The 26,784-nt window shown below is 27.4% G+C and carries 21 protein-coding genes; 6 read left to right on the top strand and 15 right to left on the bottom strand.

The genetic code is table 11. The features are described from left to right. Window positions 1-10: 10 nt before the first annotated feature. Together OW729_RS03540 and OW729_RS03535 are read right to left on the bottom strand one after the other, a co-directional pair. On the bottom strand, window positions 11-397 hold the full coding sequence (locus tag OW729_RS03540; protein ID WP_268060064.1) for a hypothetical protein: 387 nt from the start codon (window positions 395-397) through the stop codon (window positions 11-13). A 677-nt stretch (window positions 398-1,074) separates the two neighbouring features. Further along, window positions 1,075-1,248 carry a hypothetical protein gene (locus tag OW729_RS03535; RefSeq protein ID WP_268060062.1) on the bottom strand — a complete coding sequence of 58 codons (174 nt, stop codon included), beginning with the start codon at window positions 1,246-1,248 and terminating at the stop codon, window positions 1,075-1,077. Window positions 1,249-1,466: 218 nt separating this feature from the next. On the opposite strand from OW729_RS03535, the gene spoVB reads away from it, so the two are divergent. Beyond that, the gene (gene spoVB / locus OW729_RS03530; protein ID WP_268060061.1) at window positions 1,467-2,993 is read left to right on the top strand and encodes a stage V sporulation protein B; all 1,527 of its coding nucleotides are present in this window, start codon (window positions 1,467-1,469) and stop codon (window positions 2,991-2,993) included. Window positions 2,994-3,068: 75 nt separating this feature from the next. Here the strand turns inward: spoVB and OW729_RS03525 are convergent, their stop codons facing one another. The 6 genes from OW729_RS03525 to OW729_RS03500 form a co-directional block, all read right to left on the bottom strand. Beyond that, a complete protein-coding gene (locus tag OW729_RS03525; RefSeq protein ID WP_268060060.1) occupies window positions 3,069-4,685 on the bottom strand; it encodes a putative polysaccharide biosynthesis protein in 1,617 nt (538 codons plus the stop codon). A 45-nt stretch (window positions 4,686-4,730) separates the two neighbouring features. After that, a complete protein-coding gene (locus OW729_RS03520; RefSeq protein ID WP_268060059.1) occupies window positions 4,731-5,699 on the bottom strand; it encodes an RluA family pseudouridine synthase in 969 nt (322 codons plus the stop codon). A 110-nt stretch (window positions 5,700-5,809) separates the two neighbouring features. Continuing rightward, on the bottom strand, window positions 5,810-6,979 hold the full coding sequence (locus OW729_RS03515; protein WP_268060058.1) for a M20 metallopeptidase family protein: 1,170 nt from the start codon (window positions 6,977-6,979) through the stop codon (window positions 5,810-5,812). Between the two features lie 24 nt (window positions 6,980-7,003). Further along, window positions 7,004-9,271, bottom strand: coding sequence for a cell division protein FtsA (locus tag OW729_RS03510; RefSeq protein WP_268060057.1), 2,268 nt, complete (start codon window positions 9,269-9,271; stop codon window positions 7,004-7,006). 410 nt (window positions 9,272-9,681) lie between these two features. Next, window positions 9,682-9,975, bottom strand: a complete 294-nt coding sequence (locus OW729_RS03505) for a hypothetical protein (RefSeq protein WP_268060056.1) — start codon at window positions 9,973-9,975, stop codon at window positions 9,682-9,684. A 204-nt stretch (window positions 9,976-10,179) separates the two neighbouring features. Continuing rightward, complete coding sequence (locus tag OW729_RS03500; RefSeq protein WP_268060055.1) at window positions 10,180-12,342, bottom strand: ATP-dependent helicase; 2,163 nt, start codon at window positions 12,340-12,342, stop codon at window positions 10,180-10,182. A gap of 263 nt (window positions 12,343-12,605) precedes the next feature. Between OW729_RS03500 and OW729_RS03495 the strand changes: the two genes are divergently transcribed. Beyond that, on the top strand, window positions 12,606-14,081 hold the full coding sequence (locus OW729_RS03495; RefSeq protein ID WP_268060052.1) for a nicotinate phosphoribosyltransferase: 1,476 nt from the start codon (window positions 12,606-12,608) through the stop codon (window positions 14,079-14,081). Window positions 14,082-14,126: 45 nt separating this feature from the next. On the opposite strand, the gene OW729_RS03490 is transcribed toward OW729_RS03495, so the two are convergent. The 6 genes from OW729_RS03490 to OW729_RS03465 all read right to left on the bottom strand — a co-directional run bounded on the left by OW729_RS03490 (window position 14,127) and on the right by OW729_RS03465 (window position 20,680). Further along, complete coding sequence (locus tag OW729_RS03490) at window positions 14,127-14,360, bottom strand: hypothetical protein (RefSeq protein WP_268060051.1); 234 nt, start codon at window positions 14,358-14,360, stop codon at window positions 14,127-14,129. 103 nt (window positions 14,361-14,463) lie between these two features. Continuing rightward, entirely contained in the window at window positions 14,464-15,171 is a 708-nt protein-coding gene (locus OW729_RS03485; protein ID WP_268060050.1) for a DUF4430 domain-containing protein, read from the bottom strand. A gap of 144 nt (window positions 15,172-15,315) precedes the next feature. Further along, window positions 15,316-17,130: a DUF4430 domain-containing protein gene (locus OW729_RS03480; RefSeq protein ID WP_268060049.1), complete on the bottom strand. Its 1,815-nt coding sequence runs from the start codon at window positions 17,128-17,130 to the stop codon at window positions 15,316-15,318. A gap of 196 nt (window positions 17,131-17,326) precedes the next feature. Continuing rightward, window positions 17,327-18,016, bottom strand: a complete 690-nt coding sequence (locus OW729_RS03475; RefSeq protein WP_268060047.1) for an ECF transporter S component — start codon at window positions 18,014-18,016, stop codon at window positions 17,327-17,329. 188 nt (window positions 18,017-18,204) lie between these two features. After that, the gene (locus OW729_RS03470; protein WP_268060046.1) at window positions 18,205-19,815 is read right to left on the bottom strand and encodes an ABC transporter ATP-binding protein; all 1,611 of its coding nucleotides are present in this window, start codon (window positions 19,813-19,815) and stop codon (window positions 18,205-18,207) included. 4 nt (window positions 19,816-19,819) lie between these two features. After that, on the bottom strand, window positions 19,820-20,680 hold the full coding sequence (locus OW729_RS03465) for an energy-coupling factor transporter transmembrane component T family protein (RefSeq protein ID WP_268060044.1): 861 nt from the start codon (window positions 20,678-20,680) through the stop codon (window positions 19,820-19,822). Between the two features lie 388 nt (window positions 20,681-21,068). Here OW729_RS03465 and OW729_RS03460 point away from each other — a divergent pair, with 388 nt between their 5' ends. The 3 genes from OW729_RS03460 (at window position 21,069) to OW729_RS03450 (ending at window position 23,640) form a co-directional block, all read left to right on the top strand. After that, entirely contained in the window at window positions 21,069-21,698 is a 630-nt protein-coding gene (locus OW729_RS03460) for a TetR/AcrR family transcriptional regulator (RefSeq protein WP_268060043.1), read from the top strand. A 155-nt stretch (window positions 21,699-21,853) separates the two neighbouring features. Next, a complete protein-coding gene (locus tag OW729_RS03455; protein ID WP_268060042.1) occupies window positions 21,854-23,221 on the top strand; it encodes an MATE family efflux transporter in 1,368 nt (455 codons plus the stop codon). A 68-nt stretch (window positions 23,222-23,289) separates the two neighbouring features. Continuing rightward, window positions 23,290-23,640 (top strand): hypothetical protein, encoded by a 351-nt coding sequence (locus tag OW729_RS03450; protein WP_268060041.1) that lies wholly within the window; start codon window positions 23,290-23,292, stop codon window positions 23,638-23,640. Window positions 23,641-23,694: 54 nt separating this feature from the next. Here OW729_RS03450 and OW729_RS03445 read toward each other — a convergent pair whose 3' ends face one another. Further along, window positions 23,695-24,933 carry a serine hydrolase gene (locus OW729_RS03445; protein WP_268060040.1) on the bottom strand — a complete coding sequence of 413 codons (1,239 nt, stop codon included), beginning with the start codon at window positions 24,931-24,933 and terminating at the stop codon, window positions 23,695-23,697. Window positions 24,934-25,208: 275 nt separating this feature from the next. Here OW729_RS03445 and OW729_RS03440 point away from each other — a divergent pair, with 275 nt between their 5' ends. Then, on the top strand, window positions 25,209-26,552 hold the full coding sequence (locus OW729_RS03440) for an erythromycin esterase family protein (RefSeq protein WP_268060039.1): 1,344 nt from the start codon (window positions 25,209-25,211) through the stop codon (window positions 26,550-26,552). Window positions 26,553-26,784 lie beyond the last annotated feature (232 nt).

The following is a 26,784-nucleotide window of genomic DNA, read 5'->3' as shown; positions in this document are numbered from 1 at the left end:
CCACCAAATGTTAGATTTCTAACTTCTCTATAATACTTTCTATATCAACCTCATTTTTTGAAAAAGCTACTATAAACTCATTATTATCTTCCTCATCATCTATTCCTCTAGAAACAAACTCTCCAACTAAATCAAATTTTTCACAAATCTCTTCTATTATTTCTCCTACATTGTCTTCTGCTATATCTATTAAATAAGGTATGTAAAAGTCATCTCTCCATTTTTCTTCTTCATCTTCTTCACTTTCTTCTACAGCATAATTTTCAGCAGCTGCAATTTCTATCTCATCATAATAATAATAAAATTTTAACACCAAAGTATCTTCTTTCGATATTATCTCTTCTATATCATCGATTCCATTATCGCTTAAGTATTCTATTATCTGTTTTTTATTCATATAAATCACTCCCAAGTATTTTTTATAGTTATTATATTACCACATTAACTATATATAATACATATTATAATAATGTTGTGACGCAACATTATTATAGAGATTAGTGAACAGTGAATAGTGAATAGTAAAGGAATAAGTTCATGATGAAAATTTAATTTTGCATTATGATATTTGTTTTTGACTTAAACAAGAGAGCTGATAAGCTCTTAAAATCAATAGCTTATGGGAGTTATCTCTTAATTTAAGATTAAAAGATAGTTGCTATAAAAAACTGAATAAACATACATAATACCGCTAAACGGTTTAGTTTAAAGATTTTCTGACGTTAGGAGGAAAATCATCCTTTAGTGTTCCTCTCCTCCCCAATATACATTTTTAACTATATTAATTATAAAAAATCAAAGCAGAGGAACAAGGTTTTCTTATATATGTAGTTAGCATATTAAACTTTGAAGTAGCAATTAGAAGTACTTAAAGTGTAGAATTCTAAAAATCCGTAATTGCAGGAATGGACTTCTGCAGCCGAACTGCGTCATGGATGACATATAGTGAGGGTAGAATTTTTAGAAGGCTACGCCTTTAGTACTTCTTTGCGTGCTGAAGGTTTAATGGATAACTACATATATTTAGAAAACCTATTCCTCTGCCGTTATCCATTATTAAGTCGTAATATTATTCTATTCTTCATCTGGCATTATAATTCCTATAGTCATAATGCCACAACCTATAATCATAAGTATAAGCGTTTGTAGTCTGCTTAGTATGGGTATTGCTATGCCTATTTGAAATCCTAATACTGTAACTAAAAAACCGCTAAAATACACAATTGTACTATCATCTTTCTTAACCATAACAATCCCCCTTATTTAAACGTTTTCATTTTCGGGTTATATCATTTCTTTAAATATAAATCATATAAAAATAAATTGCAATAATATTTCGAATTTTTGTTTAAAATGTAATATATATAATTAAAATACTCTTTAATTATCGCATTTAATAATTCTAAGAATATAATACCCTTTATTCTCATAATTATTAATGTTACTAATTAATTGAGGTACTATAAGTGAAGAAAGATAATTTTCTAAAAAATTCCATACTGCTTACAATTTCCAACTCCACTACAGGAGTATTAAAATTTGTATTTTCCATAATATTATCAAGAGAACTTGGCGCAGAAGGCATGGGTCTTTATGCATTGATAATGCCTATATATGATTTATTTGCTTGTCTTACTTGTGGAGGTATGATGACAGCATTATCGAAAGAGTCTTCTTTATATCAAAGTAAAGATGATTATGTAAGTTTGCATAAATCTGTTCATATTTCTCTTATATTTGATTTTATTTGGTCTTTACTAATAGTTATATTTGTATTTGCAAATTCAAAATATATAAGCATAAATATAATTAAAGATACTAGAAGCCTTCAAAGTCTTATTTTTATATGTCCAGCTTTAATATTCTTATCTTTATCTTCTATTATAAAAGGATATTTTTACGGTACTTCTAGGGTAAATATACCTTCTATTATAGATATTTTAGAAAAAACAGTTAGAATAGCTATAACCATTTTGGCAGTAAGAACTCTTCCACATAAAGATATTCAAAGTACAGTATCTGTAGTATATGGAGCTTTATCCGCTGGAGAATTCATAAGTTTTATTCTCTTATATATATTTTATAGATTAAATAAAGATAAAGATATAAGAATATCCCAAATTGATTTTTCAAGAGAAGGACGTGCTCAACTATTATTTAATATTTTGATTATGGCAGTCCCTTTATGCATCAATGGTTTCTTATCGACTGCTCTTTCTGCTATTTCAACACTAATTTTGCCTAGAAGACTTTTAATCGCTGGATTCACTCACACCACATCTCTAGAGATGATAGGTAAATTTTCTGGAATGGCTTTGACAATTATATTTTTTCCACTAATTATAGTTACATCTATGTCTATAGTTTTAATTCCAGACCTAGCAGAAACCTTAGAAAAAAAAGACTATATGAATTTAGAATCTAGAATAAGAAATGTATTAAAAATTTCTTTTTTATTAGGAATATCTACCCTTATAATTTGTTTTAGTATTCCTAATTTACTTGGAAAATTATTTTTTGCAAGAGAAGACCTAGCTCTTTATATAAAAATCGCAGCAATATGTGCTCCCTTCTCTTATACAGCTGCTACTACTTTTAGTATATTAAATGGACTAGGAAAACAAGGTGTTCTTCTTAGAAATTCTATAATTATGTCTATTGAAGAAGTCATTCTTTTATATGTTTTGACATCTATCCCATCAATAAACATATTAGGTTACGGACTAAGCCTTACAATCACTTCTATAACAAGTTTAATTATGAATATGTATGAAATAAAAAAGAAGCTTTACATAAACTTCTCTTTTGAAGAAATATTTATAGATATGCTTATAAGCCTGTTAGTCTATTTTTCTTTAAACATTATAAATTTTTTAGTTCCAAATACACTCTTTAAACTTAAAACAGCAATGCTAATTTTCTCAGGATTTTTATTATTCTTCTTGTTATACTTTGTGGTAAATAAAACAATAAAAAAAGAAGGTGTTTATTAACACTTTCTTTTTTATTGTTTTATCTAGTTTTAAGAACTCTAACGTTTTCTTGTAAGCTAGATATATATTTTGAAATCACTTCATTTTCTTTTTAATAATCTTTGGAACCATTCTTCTAATAGGCCCTGGTAAAACCTTGAAATCACTTTGAGTTATTCCTCCTGTTAATGCTAGTCCATACATATATGAAAATGCACCTATTGCTATAGCTCCAATACATGAAATAGCATTATTTAGATATCCCTTTACAAAATTTTCAATTAGAACACTTAACCCTAAATAAGAACCATAAGCCATTACTCCCATTAATGCAGATGAAATTACTGGTTTTACAGCATGATTAAGTATCTTCATTTTTATTTTTAATGATTTATTTATAAAAATATAATTTAATACAAGAGGAATCATAAAACATATCATATTACCAAATACAGCACCTACAATGTTTATTTTAGGTATTCCAACAAAGAAGTAATTAGCAACTATCTTACCCACAACTCCAAGTATCATAAAAAACGTAGATATGTATAATCTACTTATACTTTGAAGTATTGTAATTTGGATCTGAACTATAGAAGTTAATACCAAAACTATAGATCCAAAAAGTAAAAGCTTCCATCCCTCTTGAGAACTTGGAAAAAGTAATTTAAAAATTGGATTACTTAATACAGAAAGTCCCACTGCTGAAGGTACTGCAACAAGAAGGCATAATCTAAATGTATTACTTATCTTATTTTCTAATTCCTTTTTATCCTTAAGAGCAAATGTTCCAGATAATGACGGAAGTACAGAAGCTGATAATGCTGAAACTAATGCAATAGGCACACCTAAGAGTTGCCTGTATTGTCTGAATACTCCGTACTTAATATCAGCTAATTTTTGAGGAAACCCTACCCCATGTAAAAGTCTGCTTTTAACAATCGCTAAGTCTACTATTTCACCCACATTCTGTAAGCCTACACATATAACTATTGGAAGACCATAATAAATTATTTTTTTTAGTATTAATTTATTAGAATGTGTTGGATGTTTTATATTCTTATATCCTTTAGGTACAACTATTTTTTTATTTTTCTCATACACAATTATTAAGTATATCATGGCACCTAAGGATCCCATAGCAGTACCTATAGTTCCACCTGCACAAGCAGCCTCTACTCCGTATTTCAAAAGTAAAGCAGCAAATACAAGAGTAAAAATAGTATTTAATACTTGCTCTATAACCTGTGAAACTCCTGTAGGGGTCATATTTCCTCTTCCTTGAAAATATCCCCTATATGTAGATACTATGGATGTTATAAAAATAGTAGGTGCTAACGCCATTATAGCCAGTTTTGCGCTTTCGCTATTAGTTGCTTTTGATATAGGTCCTGCTAGAACAAACATGAGTACAGCCATAATAGATCCTATAACAAGCATTAATAATCTAGCTATTTTAAAGCTTTTTACCGCATCTTTATATCTTTGTAACGCCATATATTCTGATACTGATTTTGAGATAGCTATAGGTATACCAGAGTTTGTGAGAACATATGCAAATGCATAAATCTGATATGCTGAAGAATATATTCCCCATCCCTGTGTACCAATAACATTAACCAAAAACGGTATATAAAGCAAAGATAATATTTTTACAATCATGCTTGCAGCTGATAATATAGCAAAACCCTTAGTGGTTGACTGTTTCTTCATAATAATACTACTCCCCCGTGTAAAATTAACAATTCTAAATAAATCTTAAAATTTCAACGCATCATTTTTTATTCTTTTAAATATCGGCGGCATAGTTTCTATAATTGTCTTATTTTTCAAATAAGATAATTCTTCAGAGCAATCTTTAAAAATAAGTTTATATGCATATAAAAATTGATAGTTTAAACCATATTTATTATTAAAAAAGCTATTTAACTTTTTATCTCCATACTTGTCATCCCCAATTATATAGTTTCCAAGATGAGCAAGATGAGCTCTTAATTGATGGCTTCTTCCAGTTATCAAGTCAAGCTCTAAAAAAGAATAGCTTCCCACAGTATCTATTACCTTTACTTCCATAGCTATCTTTTTTGTATCTGGTTGTTCATTATCATAAATCTTGGATATATTATTTTGGGCATCTTTAGAAATATATGCTTCATAGTACCCATCTTTTATCTTTCCTTTAACAAGTGCATAATAATATTTATTTATTTTTCTTTCCCTTATCATTTCATTTAATATTTTTAAACTCTGATAATTCTTTCCAAATATAACCAAACCAGAAGTATTTCTATCTAACCTATTACATGGAGCAGGAGTAAAAGTTATCTCTTTTTCTGGATCGTAATCATCTTTCTGATATAAATAAGTAAGTACATAATCTGTTAGTGTTGGTTCGCCTATTTTTTTATCTGAATGAACTAAAACTCCAGGCCATTTTTCTACAATAACCATGTTTTCATCTTCATATGTAATTTTCATTCCACTATAATCTACTTGCTCAAAATTAAGTTTTTTACCTCTAGATTGTGCATTTGAATTTATATATTTAACTTCTACAATATCCCCTTCATCTAAAAAATAATTTTGCTTTACTTTTTTTCCATTAACTCTTATATCACCTTTTCTTATACCTTTAAATATAGCTCCTAAAGGCACATCGTTTAGCCACTTTCTAGCAAATTTATCTATTCTCTGTCCAGCTTCATTTGTTCCAATCTCTATTCTCATTTTTTACCTCCAAAATATTGCACAGCATAATAATAAAAGCTGTGCTAACGTAAAACAACATAAAGAATTATATATCAACTAACCTAAATTAGCAATGAACAATTCGTTTATTAATTGTTAAGAAAGTTTATTACTGTCTTGCAATTAACTATAACTCCATTAATTATACTATCCTCATCTACATCAAAGTAACTACTATGTAGAGGGTACTCTGTGTCTTTTTCTTTATTTCCTGTACCTAAATAGTAGAAGGCTGAAGGTCTTTCTATGGAAAAATAAGCAAAACTCTCAACCCCCATAGTTGGTTTTTCAAGTATTACTATATTCTCTTCTCCTAAAATTTCATCCCCAGATTTTTTTAATATATCTACTACATCATCATTATTATAAAGACAAGGGTAACTCTCTTGTATATTTATTTCACATCCGCCTCTCATAGATTCACAAATACCCTTAGTCAATTCTACAATTCTCTTTTTTACATATTCTCTATGTTCTAAAGTCATAGTTCTTATAATACCAGAAATCTCAACTTCATCTGGTATTATATTTTGGGTAGTTCCTCCATGAATAGAACCTATAGTTATAACTGCTGGATCGGTTGGGGGTATTTCTCTACTAACTATTGATTGAATGGCTGTAATAACATTAGCACTTATTACTATTGGATCTATGGTGCTATGAGGATGAGCTCCATGTCCTCCTTTTCCTTTTATTTTAATATTAAATGGATTAGACGCTGCATTGACTACTCCCCTTTTAATACCTATTTTACCGCATTTTATATTAGGCTCTACATGAAGTCCTATAACTGCATCAACTTTAGGATTATCTAGAACGCCTTCTTCTATCATGTGAATAGCCCCACCTGTTGTTTCTTCTGCTGGCTCAAAAAATAACTTCACATTACCCTTTAATTTATCTTTCATACTATTTAATATTTTTGCTGTTCCAAGTAATACCGTAGTATGTGCATCGTGGCCACAAGCATGCATTCTTCCTTTAATTTTAGATGAATAATCACATTCTCTTTTTTCATCCATAGGAAGAGCATCCATATCAGCTCTTATTCCTATTGTTTTTGATCCATTTCCTTTTATTATTCCACAAATACCATTTCTAGATGTTTCAAAATATTCTATTCCTTCTTTATCTAAAAAACATTTTATTTTTTCTACAGTCCTATTTAAATCAAAGTCCAATTCAGGATTCATATGAAAATCTCTTCTTATTGAAATTAATTCATTTTGTATCCCTTTTGCCGCATTTAAAAAATCCATTCTTTTGCCCCCATTTTATAATATTTACACTACATCCCAATATACTCTTATTACATCTCCATTTTTTAGCTTATCATAATAACCTGCTTTTTTATCATTTAAAGTAAGTATAAGTTTACCCCTTGCCACAGATAGATCAAATTGAATTTTTGAGAATATATCTATAAAGATATACTCTTGTTTTCCTTCTAAAACTACAGGCTTATCATTTACAATAACTTTTACTAAATCAGAATTTTTTTGTTCTTCTAAATTTTCTTCATCAGATTTTTTTGAAATTAATTGGTTATTATTTTCTTTTTCATTTATATTATCTAATTTTTTTTCAATGTATATATTGTCATCTTCTTTAATATTATCTATTGCCGCTTCATCATCTGCATTGTTAACAGTACATTCATTATTAATTCGTGTTTTCATAAATGTGTCAGTATTGTGAAGGTCATTTTGAGGTAAGTCTTCTATATGTTGTACTTTATTCTCCCCATTTATATTGTTTTCATCAATCTCATTTTCTTTAATATTACTCTCTTCATTATTTATATACTCAACTTTTCTCTTATATATTCTATCTCCTTCTTTTATGATGTAATCTTTAAATATTTCTTTATCTTTTAAATAATATACATATTGTTCTTTATCATCTTCATAATATTCAATATATTCCCCTAAAGTAGAAGGAAAAATAATTTCAACCTCATCTTCTTCTTTTATAGTTTGTTCCATATCTACAATTTCTTTATTTATAAATCCAACTGGATCTAAATTATGAATTACATCATTTAGGTAAAAACTTAAAGAATTTATCTTTTTTACATATTCAATCAACTTTGGAGAAGCTTCTTTTCCGTCTTTTGCAAAAATAATCTCTATATTATCGCCTTCTCCTATATTACTGTCTATGTTAGCCTCTACATCATTCACTTTTATTACTGCACCCTCACCAAAGCTCCCAAAAGCCACTCTTTTTATACCGTTTAATAAAAATCTAATATTTTTTCCATTCTTAGCCATAAGCATCTTATGATTAATTCCTGCTTGTATCATTGCATCCATAACTGTATGTTTATGTGAATTAAAAAGACTTATAACCTCATCATTTAAAGTTACATTTATAAAATCAGTACCTGATTGTTTTATTCTAATAAGAGCAATACCTATAACAGTAACTCCAACACTTCCAAGAGTATCATCCAATGTTATACAATCTATAACTGCATCTCTACCTTTTATAGCTATTCTTTCATATGGCAGATTTAATTTTTCCGCTAGAAAATCTTTAAAATTTGGAGTATGGGCTCCTCCTCCAACTAAAAATACTGCATTAGGAGCTTTACCACCATTTAATTCTACTATCTTATTTGCAACTTCATTGCATAACTTTTGTGTAAATGGATTTATAGTTTTTATTATTTGATCAGAGGTAACTTCATTTTCCATTCCTAATATATCCGTATATTTTACAATATCATTACAAGAACATTGTCTTTTTATATCTTCAGCCGTATTAAAATCCACTAAATAATTCTGCACTATACATTCAGTAATTTCATCTCCCGCTACAGGTACCATTCCATAAGCACTTATAGCATTATTACTGCTTATAGCTATATCTGACGTACCTGCCCCCACATCTACTAATGCTAAATTTAAAAGCCTTAATTTTTTAGGGATGACAGCTTCTATAGCCGCTATAGGTTCTAAAGTTAAATTATTCACCTTTAAATCTACCTTTTCTATTACTGAATAAAGACTATCTACAACCGATCTCGGAAGAAATGTAACTATCAAATCTGCAGAAATCTTATCTCCTTTTTGAGATATCAAATTAGATATTACATATCCATTTAAATAATAATTTTTAACACTATAACCTACACAATAAAGCTTACCTTTTGTACTCTTATTTACTTCTTCTTCGGCTCTTTTTACTCCTGTCAATTCTAAACTTCTAATAATTTCTTTATCTATTTCTTTACTCTCATCTATATCAAGATCTACTTTAACTTCTACCGTTCTTAAAAATCTTCCTGCTGCAGCTATTGCAACTTCTCCTAATGGTATATTGATTTCTTTTTCCAATTCTTTTTTTACTTTTCTAACAGTAGATGCTACTAAATTAATATCATGAATTTGACCATCTACCATTGCTCTTTCTTCATGTTCTATATATTTGTCACAAATAACATTAAATTTTTTATCTTTTATCATACCAACCGTTCCTATAATAGAACGTGTTCCTATGTCTAAAGCAAAGATCACATCTTTAGGGTTAATATTAAGTAAATCCATATTCTATCTCCCTCTTTATAAAACATAATATAAAATCAACAATTTATTAAAACATAGCATAATATATAATTCTGTTTTAAAAGAATGTTGTTTTTTACACTCTTTTAAGACTTCATTTAGTAGTCCTAAGGATATGTTTTAAATTATTGAGTTCATTATAATGAAAAGTTACAATTCTTATTTAGTTTAGGTAATTGAGCGTTAAGAAATTTCATTGTTTGAGTTATACGAGTTATGAAATTTTAGCCATATTGCTTAAACTAAATTTAGAATTGTTTTTGAAATTATACGAACTTAACAATTTATTAAAACATAGCATAATATAAAAGCTCATATTCTTAGAATATGAGCTTACTAAAATTATATAATATTATTCTACTTTATTCAACAAAACACTTGCAAATAAGTCATTAGTCTACTAACTGTAAAACTCCTGAATTTTCTTTTATATAAGGAAGCTTTTTAACTACATGATAAACATATTTAAACTTATCTTGCTTGTTTGCATCTTCCTTAGAAAATTCTTTAAAACATAACATTCTACACCAAAAATCTACAAAATCATCTTTTGTAATAAATTTAGTTATTCCTTCTTCTTCTATAACAAACCCAGTACTATATTTTTCTACTATATATATGTCTTCAACTTCATCTTTTGAAATAATTCCGAAAGCATCTTCCCACATCTTTTTAAACGGTACCATATTGCACAACTCCTTATAAAATATTATATTAAAAACAATACTTTACGCCCACTACCTTAATGATAATTTAACACATTTATAATAAATATGTCAACATTATTATACTTACATATGAAAAAATAGTATATCACATATTATTTTATGTTTTACAAATTAGCAATATTCTATTTTATTATTAGTCATTTCTCTCTAATTACTACTAGTCTAGTTACTTTTTTCTATCAAACCATTGTTATATAATACCATAGGGTCAAAGGCCCTTATTACTTCATCAGTAAATTTTATTTCTATCCTCTTATTATCTATATAATTAACTTCTCCACTTCCAAAAGTCTTGTGAAGTATTTTATCTCCAGTTTTAAATTCTTCATTTAATACAGAAGCTAGATTACATTCCTCTATAAATCTAGATACTGTTTTATTCTTTCCTCTTATACTACTACATGTAGAAAGCCATAAATTTTCTATAGTTCTTGTAATACCAACATAAAAGAGTCTTCTCTCTTCTTCAATATTTTTATCCATACTATTTATATGAGGAATATTTTCTTCATTACAATTTATTATAAACACATTTTTAAATTCCATTCCCTTAACTCCATGTATTGTACTAAGTATAACTGCATCTTTTTCTTCAATAGGCTTATTCTTAATTGTTTCCTTTACTTCTTCTACATGAGATAAAAATGTTATAATTGTTCTATATTCTTGCAAAGAAGATTTAAATTCATCAACTATTTCTTCTAGTTCCTTTATATCCATCTTAAATTTTCTGCTATATTCTTTTAAGTAATCGTAGTATTTTAAATCATTTAACACAAAATTTACTGCTCCACTTAAAGACATCTTATTTAAATTTTGTATATCTTTTTTTAATTTATCTATATCCTTAAGTTGAAATACAGGTATACCTTCTACATCTTTCAATGCCTGAAAACAGTCCTTATTATCGGGACTTCTTTTTACTTTTTCAATATTCATTTTGCCTATATATCTAAAAGGTTTATTTATTATTCTAAAGAAACTTTCTCTATCTCCTTTATCTATGCTCAATTTTAGATAAGATAAAATATCTCTACATATAAAATGTTCAAAAAAATTATACTGTTTATCTAACAACTTAAAAGGAATCCCCTTCCTTATGAAACAATCAATTATACTTCTACTTTCAATATTGGTTCTATATAATACTGCATTGTTAGAATACTCATACTTATTTATCTGTTTTAGTTTTATTATATTTAAGGAAATATCTTCTGCCTGTGTATTTTCATCTCTATGATTTAAAATACTGATTTTAGGCCTATCTGTTTTTTGGGCATCTATATCTTTACTATTTCTCATAACATTATTTTTAATTAAATTATTAGATATTTGAACTACATTTTCAGGACACCTGTAATTTCTACCAAGATAAAGTTTCTTTCCTTCTTTAAAGTGCTCTTTAAAACCTACTAAACATTCTGGCTTAGCGCCCCTAAAAGAATATATGCATTGATCTTCGTCCCCTACTGCAAAGATATTACTATTATTAAAAAATTTTAATATGTCTATCTGCATTTCATCACAATCTTGAAATTCATCCACTAAAATGTAATTAAAAAGTCTTCTATATCCATTTAAAATATGCTCATTTTCTCTGAATAAATCTCTACATTTAATTTGAAGATCATCAAAATCCAATAAATTTTTTTCCTTTTTATACTCCTCATAAGTTTTATAACACTCTACAAATACATTTTTGTCCATATTAGGACTAAATTCTTCCATACTTATATTATTTGTTTTGTAAAATGAAATGGCATTAACAGTTTCTTTTACTTTTTCATCACTAATTTCATCTAAATAAGTAGCTAAAACATTTTTAATTAATCTATATGCTGTATTACTGTCTATTATATTAATCTTTCCATAATGTCTATTTAAAATCTTATAAAATAACCCATGAAAAGTTCCGAAAAAAGGACTTTTCCCTTTATTCATTCGTTTATATCTTTCTTTCATGGTTAAAGCTGCCGCTCTAGTAAAAGTTATTATAATTATATTATTAGGTGAAATAGAATTACATCTTAATAAATATTCTATTCTATTGTTGGTAAAATTTTCATATAAATATTTTTTCAAAAAAAATATATCTTTATGCGAAATATTTTCAGGAACTATTTTTGTTTTATATATATTACCAAAATTAACTAAATAATCTATTTTCCTTATAAGTGTAGTAGTTTTTCCTGCTCCAGGACAAGCTATTAATGCTATATTTCTATCACTATTTAAAACAGCTTCTCTTTGCTGATTATTTAAATTTTTATATCTCTTCTCTATTATTTTATCTCTAAGTATACAAAATTCTTCCACTATACTCATTATGCTCCCCTTCTTACTCAATTCTTTTTCTTACATTATATACATTACTCTATTATAGTCATAAGACGAGTATTTTTGCACCTTAATGAATAAAATAATGTTTAAATAGTTGTAATAATTTAATTTAGGTATTAAAATAGATTTATTAATGCCTACTGTAACCAAATTAATGAATTTAACTGATAAGAAGCCTAAAATTTCATATCAGATAAGTTTTATACTTAATTAAATTCATATATACTTTAAAAGTAGAGGGGAAAAATATGACTAATAGTGATTTTCTGAATATTAAAAATGGTAGAAATCTTACAATGTTAGTTGACTTTTATGAGTTAACAATGGGAAATGGTTATTTAGACAATAACGTTGGAGATAAAATAGCTTACTTTGACATGTTCTTTAGAAGAGTTCCTGATGGTGGTGGTTACTGCATTATGTCAGGAGTTCAACAATTAATAGACTATTTAGCTAATTTGAAATTTACAGAAGAAGATATTGAATACTTAAAAAGTAAAAATACTTTTTCTGAAGAATTTCTACACTATTTAGAAAACTTTAAATTTGAATGTGACGTTTGGGCTATTCCAGAAGGCAATCCAGTATTTCCTGGTGAACCTTTAGTTAGTGTAAGAGGTCCTGTCATTCAAGCTCAATTTGTTGAAACTATGATACTTTTAACAATTAACCATCAGACGCTAATTGCAACTAAAGCAAATAGAATTTGTAGAGCAGCAGAGGGAAGATCTGTAATGGAATTTGGATCAAGACGTGCTCAAGGCTATGATGGTGCTATTTATGGTGCTCGTTCTGCTATTATAGGTGGATGTTCTGCAACAGCATGTACAATAGCTGAGCAAATGTTTAATATCCCTGCCTCTGGAACTATGGCTCACAGTTGGATACAATTATTTCCAACAGAATATGAAGCTTTCAAGGCATGGGCTCAAACTTATCCTGACAATTGTCTTCTTTTAGTAGACACATATAATGTTTTAAAATCAGGTCTTCCTAACGCTATAAAAGTTTTTGACGAAATTTTAAAACCTATGGGATACAGGCCAAAAGGAATAAGAATAGATAGCGGAGATATAACCTACTTAACTAAAAAATGTAGAGCCCTTTTAGATGAAGCCGGCTACTCTGATGTTCAAATTGTAATTTCTAATTCTTTAGATGAACATATAATAACAGATGTACTAAGTCAAGGTGCCCAAATTGATAGCTTTGGAGTAGGTGAAAGACTTATTACAGCAAGATCAGAACCAGTCTTTGGAGGAGTTTACAAATTAGTTGCTGTAGAAAAAGATGGTGAAGTAATTCCTAAAATAAAAATAAGTGAAAATGAAGAAAAAATAACAAACCCTGGTTTCAAAAAGATTTATAGATTATTTGATAAATGTTCAAATAAAGCTACTGCAGACTTAATATGTTTAAACAATGAAGTAATAGATGATTCAGTGCCTCTTGAAATATTTGATCCAGTACATACATGGAAAAAGAAAAAACTAACAAATTATTATGCTAAAGAACTAATGGTACAAATATTTGATAAAGGTATTCCATGCTATGAAAGTCCTTCTGTTAAAGAAATTCAAAACTTTGCAAAAGAAGAAACAAATAAACTATGGGAAGAAGTCTTAAGATTTGAAAATCCTCATACTTATTATGTAGATTTATCAAGAAGATTATGGAATTTAAAGCAAGACTTACTAAATCAATATTCTGACCTTTATAAATAATAAATACAAATAAAAAGCAGAGAGAAAAGATATTTTCTCTGCTTTTTAAATTTGAAAGATTTCTAAAAAATTATTTTCTCTATATATCTCTTCTAATACATTGCAACTATCCTCTTCAAATTCTTTATATTTATTAAAAAAAACCCCATCATATTCCATAGATTCTAAAATGGCTTTAAACGGACATTCTCCATTATCATTCTCATATTCATGAAGTAAACATTCTTTAAAACAATTAACCTTATTATCATCTGTTGATAAAAATGGACATTTTGACATTATAATATCCCCCCAGTTTACATTTGTAACTATATTATAAACCAAAATATGTAAAAATTGAATAGGTTTTCATTATTTTATTTAATAAATTCTAAATATTCCACTAATTCACTCCATCTTTTTTAAATACCCACTGAACCTTGTCACCATTCTTCAGCTTATATAATCCTGCCCCTACTGATGGCTTACTTCCATTTACATAATAACACCATCCACTTAAAGGTCCTTGAGATCTTTCTTTTATTCCGTTTATTGAAGAAAAATATATTGTCTCGCCACTTCCTACTGCTTTGTATCTTATACCCATTTTATTTAAGACATCTATGGTAACATCCGCTGCACTTCTATTATCTAGATTACAATAAATATTCCCAATTACCTTGCCACTTACTTCATCTTTTATTAAAACATTTTTTATTTGTTGAACTTCTTTATTATTTGTTTCTTTGCTACCTGCTTGTTTACTATCTGTTTCTTTTTTACTTGTTTGTTTTATTAAAGTATTGCTACTTTGCTGTTTTGAACTAGTACTTGATCCATTTTTAGAATTATGTTCATCTTCGCTTTTAATACTTTTCTTATTCTCTACTACAGCTTTTTTATCTTCTTGTTTTTCCTCATGTTTAATTTCACTGTTAGAAGGATCGACTGTCTTTTCTTCTTTTTCCTTTACTTGAGCATTTTCTAAAACTATGTCAGTTTTTTTATTGTTTTTTGGTTCACTGATATTGGTTTGATAATACTTAACTCCAAGTATTACACTTACACATAAAGCAACCATTACTATAATCAATCTAATTTTTTTCTTCATATATATATCACCTCTTAAATATATACTACCCATTCAACTAATAAATCTTATCTATTATAAACCCTACATAACTTAGCTTACCCCATAATTCATAAGAAAAATAAATTATGGGGCTATTTATAGTTAGAAGGTAATCCTCTACTATTAATTAGTTTTTCTTCTATTTTTTAGTTGTAATGATAATCCTACCAAGACAAATAAAGTTCCTAAACTAATTAGCACACTAGTATCTACTAATCCTCCTGTCTTAGGAAGTTCTGTTGAATCTTGATCTTTTTCAATGCTTTGTTTTACAGTATATTCTTTTAGGTTTTCAGTTTTTATATTATTATTATAATAATTGTATTTTTCTCCTTTTGATTCTTTAATAGCTATTAACGCTCTTAAAGCTTGTTCTGAAGACATATAATTACCATTTTTGTCTTCAACAAGATGTTTGTATATTTCATTATCATCTTTAAATGACACTAGTGCTGAAAGAAGATTTCCTTTATTCTTTGCAAATTCTCCCTTTTCAACATCTACCCCTATAGATTTCAATCCTACAATAACTGCTGATAATGTTTCACTTGATATACCATAATTGCTTTGTATATATCCATTTTCATTTTCAGAATAAGCTAAGGTTTTTATAGCTTTATCTACAGTTTCTTTTACTTTTGAGTTGTTATTATAATATTTAGATAAAGCTGTTATTACCATTGCTGTCATGTCAGGATCAACTTTATCACCATAAAAAGCCCACCCTACCATATCTTTACCTTCAACCTTATAAGAAAGTTTACCACTCAATAAAGATTCAACTAATTTATCTCGATTTATATTATTTTTATTCTCTATATTGCAATAATCATATGCTATAAGAGCAAACACTTTATCATTAATTAAATATTCTTTTAAATCTCTATTATATAGATCTTTTGCTAAATCATGTCCTTGAAAACTGCTTGGATTATACCCATTATTTACTAAAGTCATCATTAACTTTTCTAATTCTATATTAGTGAAATCTTCTGTTCCATTTTTAGCTATCTCTTTTGCATTATCTTCTATATATTGATTTCTACTATTTATAAATTTTTCATTAGATTTTATTCCTAGCTTATTCATACTTATTTCAGCCCATAAATCATATTTTTCTGATTTAGCTATATATTTTGAAAGACTAGCAATTTCCTTATCTATATCTATTGAAGTGTTTGCATCACCTGTAGAATCTTCATCTTTATTATTCCCTGGAATCGCTGCTGCTTGTTCTAATTTGAATTTTATAGTGTCATTTACTACTAATGGACATTTAGCTTCTCTAAAATCTATTAATTGTAATAAATGTTCTCCTTTATCAAGCCCTTCTTTTAAATAAATTTTATTTTCATCTAAAATTACTGATTTTCCATCTAATTTAACTTGTATCCCTTTTATTGGTTGAACAATTTCCTTCTTTGTTTGCCAATCTTCATAATAATTATTTAAAGATATAGTTAACTCTTTGTTAGCTTCTTTTGTAGAATACTGAATTTTATTTGCAAGTAAAGTACCCATATCTCCATAATATACTATAAGCTTATCTCCATTTTTTAAAGTGAATCCATCAATAGAAGTCATTATATTTTCATATTTTCCATCTCTGTAGACTGCATAAAGCCATCCATCATATCCACCAAATTTACCTGCTTTCACATCTGCTATAGAAGAAATATATTTACCATACTGACTATCTTGAGCCTCTATTTTTATATTATTCTTATCTAGCACTTCTTTTAATGCTCCATAGGCATTGTCCTTATTAGCTTTGTCTAATGCTAAAATCTTATTATGACTCTCTACCAATACTTCCACTGAAATATTTTCTTCGGCTTTTACTTTTGTAAAATTCCCTAGTATTCCTTGAGTTATAAAAAAAGTAAACAACAAAACGAAGCTCATTATCTTCATTTTTCCATAATTGCTTTTTTTCATTATTACATCACTCCCTTTAATATCTAGTGTAACATCTACCACACTTATTGATTTTATATTTGTTTTGACATCCAACCCTTCATAGTAACTGGTAATCAATGCCCAATAACCAATATTAGAAGTATTTCTGTTTTAAATAAAATTCAAATTAACCAATTGTCAATTACTAATATATAGAAATCAATTACTATAAAAATTAGTCTTTTAAGTAGGTGATTTCTAATCTCTCTTTAAATCTAAATAATACTTTATAAATGTTATCAAAAAATATAATACAAAATATAAAATTTCCTCCTGCATGCATTATATCCAAAGTCAGAGATGTTAAATTAGACGCCATTATTGTTTTTATATTTATTATTTTTAAACTACCTACAATAAACCATAAATTTGTAATCCATCCAAATAGAATTCCATATACAAAACATATAACTGAAAACTTTTCACTAGAAATTTTTTTGTTTGTCTTACCTATTAATCCAGAAATAGCTCCAACTATCCCCCATGCCATCATCTGCCATGGTGTCCATGGTCCCTGTCCAAGAAAAATATTAGATATAAAAGCTGCTAAACTTCCAACTAAAAACCCTTCATAACTCCCAAATACAAGCCCCGAAATAGCCACTAAAAAAGTAGTTGGCTGTACATTTGGAATCATAGCAAAAGGTACTCTACAAACTGCTGCAAAAGAGCCTAGCGTTGCTATTAATGCTATCTCCTTAGTTCCCATAGAACTTTTTTCAAAATAAAAGTAACTAAAAAATAATGTTAATAATACCCCTAAAGTAATTAATATACCTAAATTTTTACTATTGGCAAATTTCACACTAAAAACCACAAGGATTATCAGTGTACTTATTGCAACACCTATGCTAATTTTCCTCATATTAATTATCCTCATTTATATTTTATAACTCATAATAAATCCTAGAGCAATCCTGTTTATCCGATGTCTAGCCATTCTAATACTCTCACCTTTTAGTGAGAATAAAGAATGGTACAACCCTGGATAACGGCTTCTAAGGAGTAAAACTCCTAAGAATCCTGTTTATCCGATGTCTAGCCATTCTAACTTTACTTAAAAACATCATCTAAAGTAAATATTTTAGGATTTTTACTTCTAACTAACTTATTAATTTCAGTAGTATAATATATACCTTCCCCTAAAACATCCTCAGAATTTCCATAGCATACTATTTCTCCATTAAACATAAGAGTAAACTTTGTACAGTATTTAGCTGCAAATTCTATATCATGAGTGACCATAATTATAGTAGTTCCTTTATCATTTAAATCTTTCAAAGTTTCACCTAGATTTATTTTAACATTATAATCAAGACCTCTAGTAGGTTCATCTAATATCAAAATTTTAGGTTTCATTACTAGAATAGATGCAATTGCAACTCTTTGTCTTTCTCCAGAACTTATGTCTCTAGGATTCTTATCTCTAATTTCATAAATATCTAATCTTTTTAATGTTTCATCTATAATTTCATAATTTTTTATGCCATAGTTATCTAATGTAAATTTCAATTCATCATATACTGTATCTTTAGAAATATAATCATTGGGATTTTGCGAAACATATCCTATTTTCTTAGATATATTTCTTGTTTTAATTTTCTTTACCTCTTCCTCTAGAACTTTTATGCTTCCTTTGTATTTTATAACTCCCATTATAGCCTTTAACAAAGTACTTTTACCTGATCCGTTTGCTCCTAATACACTTATAAATTCCCCTTCTTTTATATCTAAACTAACATTTTTTAGAACTGATATATTTTCATAACCACAGGTCAGTTTTTTAATTTGAATAAGTATATTTGAAAAATTAATATTTTCTCTTTTTCTTTCTTTTAGATTTAAACCTAACTTCTCTATTTTCAATCTTGCATCTTTGAAACTTAAAGGCATCTTATCCATACCTATAAATTTAGAAAATTTCATGTATGAAGGAAGAAAATCTCTTATATACTTGTCCTCAATATTATATAAAGTTTTTTTGTCTCCACTAAAACCTATGTTTCCTTCTTTCATTACTAATATTCTATCTGCTATATCGAACCATTTGTCTATTCTTTGCTCAATTATTATGATTGTAATTCCAAGCTCTTCATTTACCTTTTTTATTAACTTTATAATTTCTTCTGCAGCTGCAGGATCTAATTGGGATGTAGGTTCATCTAAAATTATACATCGAGGTAAATAAGCTATAGCTGAAGCAATAGCTACCTTCTGCTTTTCCCCTCCTGATAAAGTACTTATATCTCTATATGCTAAATCTAAAATGTTAGAGAACTGAAGGGCTTCAAATACCCTTCTCTTTATATTTTTTGCTTCTACAGCTATATTTTCTAAACCAAATGCTATTTCTCTATGAACTTTATTCATAAGGAGTTGTCTTTCTGGGTCTTGAAAAACCATAGTAATCTCTTTACTTCTATCACTATTGCTGATTTTATTAATGCAAACATCATTGATACTTATTTCCCCTGATATTTTTCCCCCATAAAAATTAGGTATAGATCCTGAAATACATTTGGCCAAAGTAGATTTACCTGAACCTGATTTCCCTGCGATAAATACTATTTCTCCTTTATTAATGGTTAATCTTATATTATTCAAAGCCCTAATGGTACTTCTAGGATAATAGTAGTTCAAGTTTCTTATATTTATATATTTCATTTCACTACTCCATTCTATCTACTTTAAAAAAACTTGTAAATCCTATAACCAAAATACTTATAAAAATACTTATAACTCCTATATTTATAGATTTGTTAATATTAATACCCCCATAAATATCAAACTCCAAAAAACTGTATATTTTAAATATTATACCAAATATTAAAGTAGTAGCACATTCAGCATATAGAATATAGTCTTTATATTGAAATTTTTGTTTATCATATATAGTTCTTGTACTACTTAGAAATCCTCTAACATAAGCAGCTTCTCCTATGTCAAAAGCACCTTCTAGTGAGTTTTCTAATAATATTGAAAAAATAGGTACGTAAGCTAAGATTTTTTCTTTCAAGCTTTTTCCATTAAACTCTACCCCTCTTATTGCATAAATATTTTTTAGACTATTAATTCTATTCTTCATTATAGGAAAGAACTTTATTCCTATCATTACAAGCAAAGTTGTCTTAGGTATTTTACTAGAGAAAAAAGAAATTGCATTATCAGAATCAACTAAAATATTCAAAATCATAGATATATAAATTATAAGAAGAAGTTTAAAAGAAAATATAACAGCATATACTAATGATTCTAAAGTGAATACTTTATTACTTATCTCAAACAAAATTATTTTTCCTTCTGTTATAAATAAAAAATTTATTATTATAGAAACAAATAAGAAAGGTATAAAATAAATAAAACCATTTACTAACTTACTCTTATTCCTTGTATACATAAAAACTATACTACAGTAAATAAACACCGAAAATAAAATAATTGGATTATTAGTAAAAAAAATAATAATCATTAATACTGTCACTATTATACAAGCAGTCATTACATGCAATTTCAAAGGCATCTTATCCATTATTGCCTCCTTACATTAGGTGATTTTCTACTTCAAAAATAAAGTAGCTTGAATTTAATACTAAATCCTTACACTATATAATTCCCTATACAAATAAAAATCCGAGCACGGAGAGCTCGGGCAAAGCTAATGTGAATTTAAAACACATTCCCTTATGTAATTTATACTTCTCGTTTATTATTTCACATATATTATACAGACATACTATCGTAATAGCAAGAATTTTAATAACTCTTACACTCTTGTATATAATACCATTTATATTTCATATATAACTATTTTTAACAAGTTATTATAATTCTATTAACTATATTGACTTACTGAACAGTATTCATTATAATTTTTATTGAACATCGTTCAGTAATTTATTTTAAAGGAGTGACTTATAATGCCCAAACAATATGATGGTTTAGAAAAAAAAATACTAGATTGTGCTGAAAAAAAATTCATACATAGTTCCTATTCTGAAGTTAGTATGCGCAAAATAGCAAAAGATTTAAACATTTCAGTAGGTACTATATATAATTATTATTCCAATAAAGATCACTTATTTATAAGTGTTTTAAAATATAGCTGGGATAAAACTTTCTCTATCCTCAAAGAAGTAACTAATTCTAATTACAATGTAGGAAAAAAATTAGAGTTATTTTTAGAAAGCATATTTAATGAACTTAACAGAAGAAATGGAATTGGACGCCAAATATTCAAGATACAAGAAATGGCCTTAAAACCCAATCATAGTGGAAATGAAATAAAAAATTCATCACAAAATGAATTTACAAAATTTATACAGGATAACTTAATGAATCATTTAGAAAAATTATTGAAAGAACTAGAAAATAAGTACAAACTGCAACTAGATGATAATGAAAGAGATAAATTAATACTTAGTATTATTACCACAGCTTTTGTGCTATGCAATCAATCCTTAAATCAAGTCGCTGAAAACACTAAGTTTATTTTGGAACTAGTTAACGGTTTCTATATAAGTAAATCAAGTAAAGCTTTAGTTAAGTAGCTTTTATTTTTAAATTATTACTGTTTAGAAATTATCTCCATTAATATAAATATAGCTATTTAAATTTATTTTCTATGAAAATTTATATAGCTAAAATATTATATTACAGTAAAACATCATACATTATAAAATTTCATATAAAAGGAGAGAATGTCATGAATAAAAACTCACCAGATTTAGGGAGTGGTAATGTAGGAAATTTATTGTTTAAACTGGCAACACCAGCTATAATTGCACAAATAGTGAATGTACTTTATAACATAGTAGATAGAATATTTATAGGAAGAATGCAAAATGGAGCACTAGCTATGGCAGGAGTAGGAATTGCCTTTCCTGTCATCATAATAATTTCAGCCTTTAGTGCTTTGATAGGAATGGGTGGTGCCCCACTTGCCGCCATCAAAATGGGAGAAAACGATAATGATAGCGCTGAAAAAATTATGAGTAATAGTTTTTCAGTTATAGTTATATTATCGATAATATTAACTACAGTATTTTTAATATTTAAAAATTCAATCCTTTGGAAATTTGGAGCAAGTAATTCAACTATTGGATTTGCCGAAGATTATTTAACAATATATCTTATTGGAACCCTATTTGTTCTAATATCATTAGGAATGAATCCCTTTATAAATACTCAGGGTTTTGCAAAAACAGGAATGATTACAGTAATGATTGGTGCTCTTATAAATATAGTTTTAGATCCTCTATTTATATTTGTATTAAATTTAGGAGTTAAAGGAGTTGCCATAGCTACTGTTACATCACAATGTATATCGGCTATATGGGTATTATTTTTCCTATTAGGCAAGAAAAGTATAATCAAAATAAGGAAAAAATATTTAGTTCCAAATAAAAAGGTAGTTTTATCTATTATACTTTTAGGAATTTCCCCTTTTGTAATGCAATCCACAGAAAGCTTAGTACTTATACTTTTAAATAGTAAATTACAAACCTATGGTGGTGATTTAGCTGTAGGCGCAATGACTATAATGAGTAGCATTATGCAAATAATACTTCTTCCAATAATTGGATTAACCCAAGGAGCTCAACCTATTATAAGCTATAATTTTGGAGCAAAAAAAATAGAAAGAGTAAAAAGTACATTTAAATTGTTAATACTATGTTGCATTTCCTATACAATTATTATGTGGGGATCTTTGATGCTACTTCCAAAACTATTTGTTAATATATTTAACAGCAAACCTGAACTTGTAGCAATTACATCTTGGAGTATAAGGATATATTTTGCAGGTATTGGTATATTTGGCGCACAAATAGCCTGTCAGCAAACATTTTTGGCTTTAGGACAAGCAAAGTCATCTCTTATATTAGCTTTACTTAGAAAAATAGTATTGTTAATACCACTTATATTTATACTTCCATTATTTATAGAAGACAAATTATTTGCAGTGTTATTTGCAGAACCAATAGCAGATATAGTAGGCTCCATAGTAACCATTATATCCTTTACTATTTTCTATAAAAAAACTTTGAATACTATAGAATTATCTTATAAATAATTTTATAATTATTTTTTTATATCAGGACATAATAAAAGTAATGCCACTATTGGAGGTGTTACTTTACAATGAAAATAACTAGTTTTTCTTTATCATATCTTTTCTTAGGAGTTTTTTTAATTTCGCTACTTTTTTTTATATACTTTAAAGTACTGACGATTAAAACTGAATCTGAGGGAAATGAAAAGGAAAAAATAATAGGTACTATGAAAGATCCTGATACTTGGAAAAGAAGAAATAATCTAATGGCTTACATATCTGCTTTTTGGTGTGTATTGTCTTTAATTCTATTTATATATATAAAGTTCTTCTATAAAGTGGGGCTAATAAATATAATTTACTTCTTTATATATCTAGCAGCTATAGTCCTTTCAATAATCTTTATAGTACTTAAGAAAAAAGACCCTGAATCCATTTAAAAAATATCGAGTTCATATAATCGTAATAATATTATATGAACTCAATTTCTTTCATTATGCTTTTTTTCTGCTCTCCTCATATTTATAAATTTCTCTTCCTACGCTTGATAAAAAAGGCATACCTACTGTATAGTATTCATATTTTCCATCATTAAAAATCTTGTTTTTATTTGAACATATTACCCCTGTAAGTAAAAATTCTATGCCCTTAGTTTCATCAACTATGTATGCATTGTCTATTAAATATCCATAAGCACATCCAATCTTATTATATATTTTTATATTTTCAGGAATTTTGTCATTACTATCACCAAATATAAAGTACTTTCCATAACTATCCTTTAAACTATACTTAGGACTATTACACTCTCTTGGAAGCATACACATATGTTTTTTTAAAAATTCATAGTCTTCCTTTTTCAAATTAAATCGTTTTTCCTCTGTTAGTGCTTCTGGAAAGACAATAGCTTTTAGAACTTCTTGCAAACATTCTATAGAAAAATAGTTTGAATTTGAAAAGTCTTTAGGTTCATTTATATATCTTCCTCCACTCTTATAGGCTTTTCCTTTTTTTGTATCTGTAATATTATTTTTATAAGATTTACTATTATATAACATAGGCTGATTATATATAACTTTATCTTTATTATAAAACTTCATAGGATTTGTATATCTATTTTCTTCTAAATTCATAGAATTTCCTAATCTATGTAATATGAGTACATCCTTATATCCTTTTTTCCAAAGTGTCTCATTATAATACTCTTGCCCTAAAAATTCATACAACCTATCAAATCCATCATTATCACTAGCTACCAAAACTTTTTTAATGTAATTTGCTATAGTTGGAAGTTTAGATTCTGATGTACTATCCTTATCTACTGTACTCTGAGACTCTCTCCCTTTTTCAATTATTAAAGGTGTATTTTTATCTATACTCAAATTATTTAATTTTTCTAAAGCTAAAGCGCATGCAGAAAGTTTCACTGAGCTTGCTGGATAAAAGTATTTGTCCTTATCTACCCTATATTTAAAAGATTTAAAAGAAGGCTTATTATTAGAATCCCTATCTATTTGAGTATACAAAATTTGCACTTCATACTTATCAGGTTCTTTCAGTATATTTCCAAAAACATCAGGCTTATTTTTTAATATTTCTTCTACTAAATTTTCTTTTTGATCCGTTAATTCAATACCCTTTACTCTAAACTCTAATACAAATGAGCTAATTAATCCTAATGTTAAACATACTAATAATATTTTAGTTACCAAAGCAATGACTTTTTTCTTCATATAAAGTTATCCCCACTTTCTAATTTATCTATTTGAGAATACTTTACCCTTAGTAGTTATTTTTTATTAAAATATTAGATCAATCAATATATTATTCTTTATAAATTCTTTATAAATTTATTTTATTATGTATATAAACAGTTTTCTTGGTTTCAGGTAGAGTTTTTAACTATTCTTATATTATTTTAGATAAATCTATAGTTAACATAAATTTAATAAAGTAATTTAAACATACAAAGCCTGTAACCAATAGAAATTTTAAGGGGGATTTTTTAATGAAAACAACTAAATTGTTAGTCAGAGCTACAACAATTATTCTATCAGCTGTAATTTTTTTTAATCCAATAACAGCATCAGCCTATACCTATGAATTATTAAAATCAGATGCACAAAAAATAGAATCACTTAACTCAAATAATTATGACGATTTGCAATTTTTAAAACCTATATTAAAAGATAAAACAGTAGTATGTCTTGGTGAAAACTTTCATAGAGTTGGCGATTATAGCTCTATGAAAACGAGAATTATAAAATATTTACACCAATATCTTGGATTTGAGGTAATTGCATTTGAATCTGGTATAGGTGAATGTAGTACAGTGTATCAAGACATTAATTCATTAACACCAAAACAAATGATGGAAAATTCAATTTTTCCTATATGGCACTCAAAAGAAACTCTTAATCTGTTTAAGTATATAAAAGCACAAAGTAAAACTCAAAGTCCTCTTCATTTAGCTGGTTATGACATGCAAGCTACTACTAGATATTTTTCATTCTTTATGTTTAAATTGCTTTATATACTAGATAAAAATTATGCACAAGAATACATCAATTTTGAAAACTCATACATTCCAGATGTATATTCAATAATAAATAAATATGGTGAGGATTCATATAAACATATTGATGAATTGCTCAAGGTAAAAAATAAATATCAATCAAAATATAAAAAATTGCTAGCTTTTATTGATGATAATAAAGCTAAAATTACAGCGCTTTATCCTAAAAATCCACATATCATTGATATTATAAAGAAAACTATAAATGGAAGATTACAATTCATCGATATGATGATGCTTGATACTAAAAATAGTTACGAATTTAGAGATAGGATAATGACTGAAAACGTAGAATGGATAACAAATGTCTTATACCCAGGTAAAAAAGTAATCTTATGGGCTCATAATGATCATCTGGCTAAAAACACATCCAAAATACTTACAAAAGAACAAGGCAAATGGATAAATAGTTTTACTAGCATGGGAGAGTTACTTAACTCCAAACTTAAAGACAAAGAATACGTTTTAGGATTTTATATGAACAGTGGTAAAGCCACTACTATAACTACTGCAAAACCATTTGATATAGCTCCTATGCCTAAAGGTAGTCTTGAAAATGTAATTTCAAAAAGTGGTTATAACTATACCTTTGTAGATTTATCAAAACATAAATCTGAAACTCCTTCTAATTCATGGATGTTTAATCCTATATTTGCAGCAGAAGATGGAATGACTTCTGAAACAATTATTCCAATGTCTATGTTATTTGTACCTAAAGATCAATATGATGGATTAATTGTTATAAACAAAGTTAGTGAACCTACACTGGATTACTAAAACTACTAAAAAGTATTATATTACAATTAGTTTTATCCGATGTCTAGTCATTCTAATGTTCCATTTTAAAGGAGATAGGAGTATTAAAATAGTTAGACATAGGATAATAAATATCCACCAGCTTAGCTGGTGGTTTTTCTTAAGCCCTATAAGGGCACTTTACCAGCATTATGCCTTAAGGCACGTATAAAAATCTCGCCAGCCGCAATTTAACTATTACCTGCCACCCTTA

This window comes from Clostridium brassicae, assembly GCF_026738875.1.
GTDB classification, from domain to species: domain Bacteria; phylum Bacillota; class Clostridia; order Clostridiales; family Clostridiaceae; genus Clostridium_H; species Clostridium_H brassicae.
The sequence above is the reverse complement of the archived record's forward strand: the minus strand, read 5'-3'. Positions and strand labels throughout refer to the sequence as shown.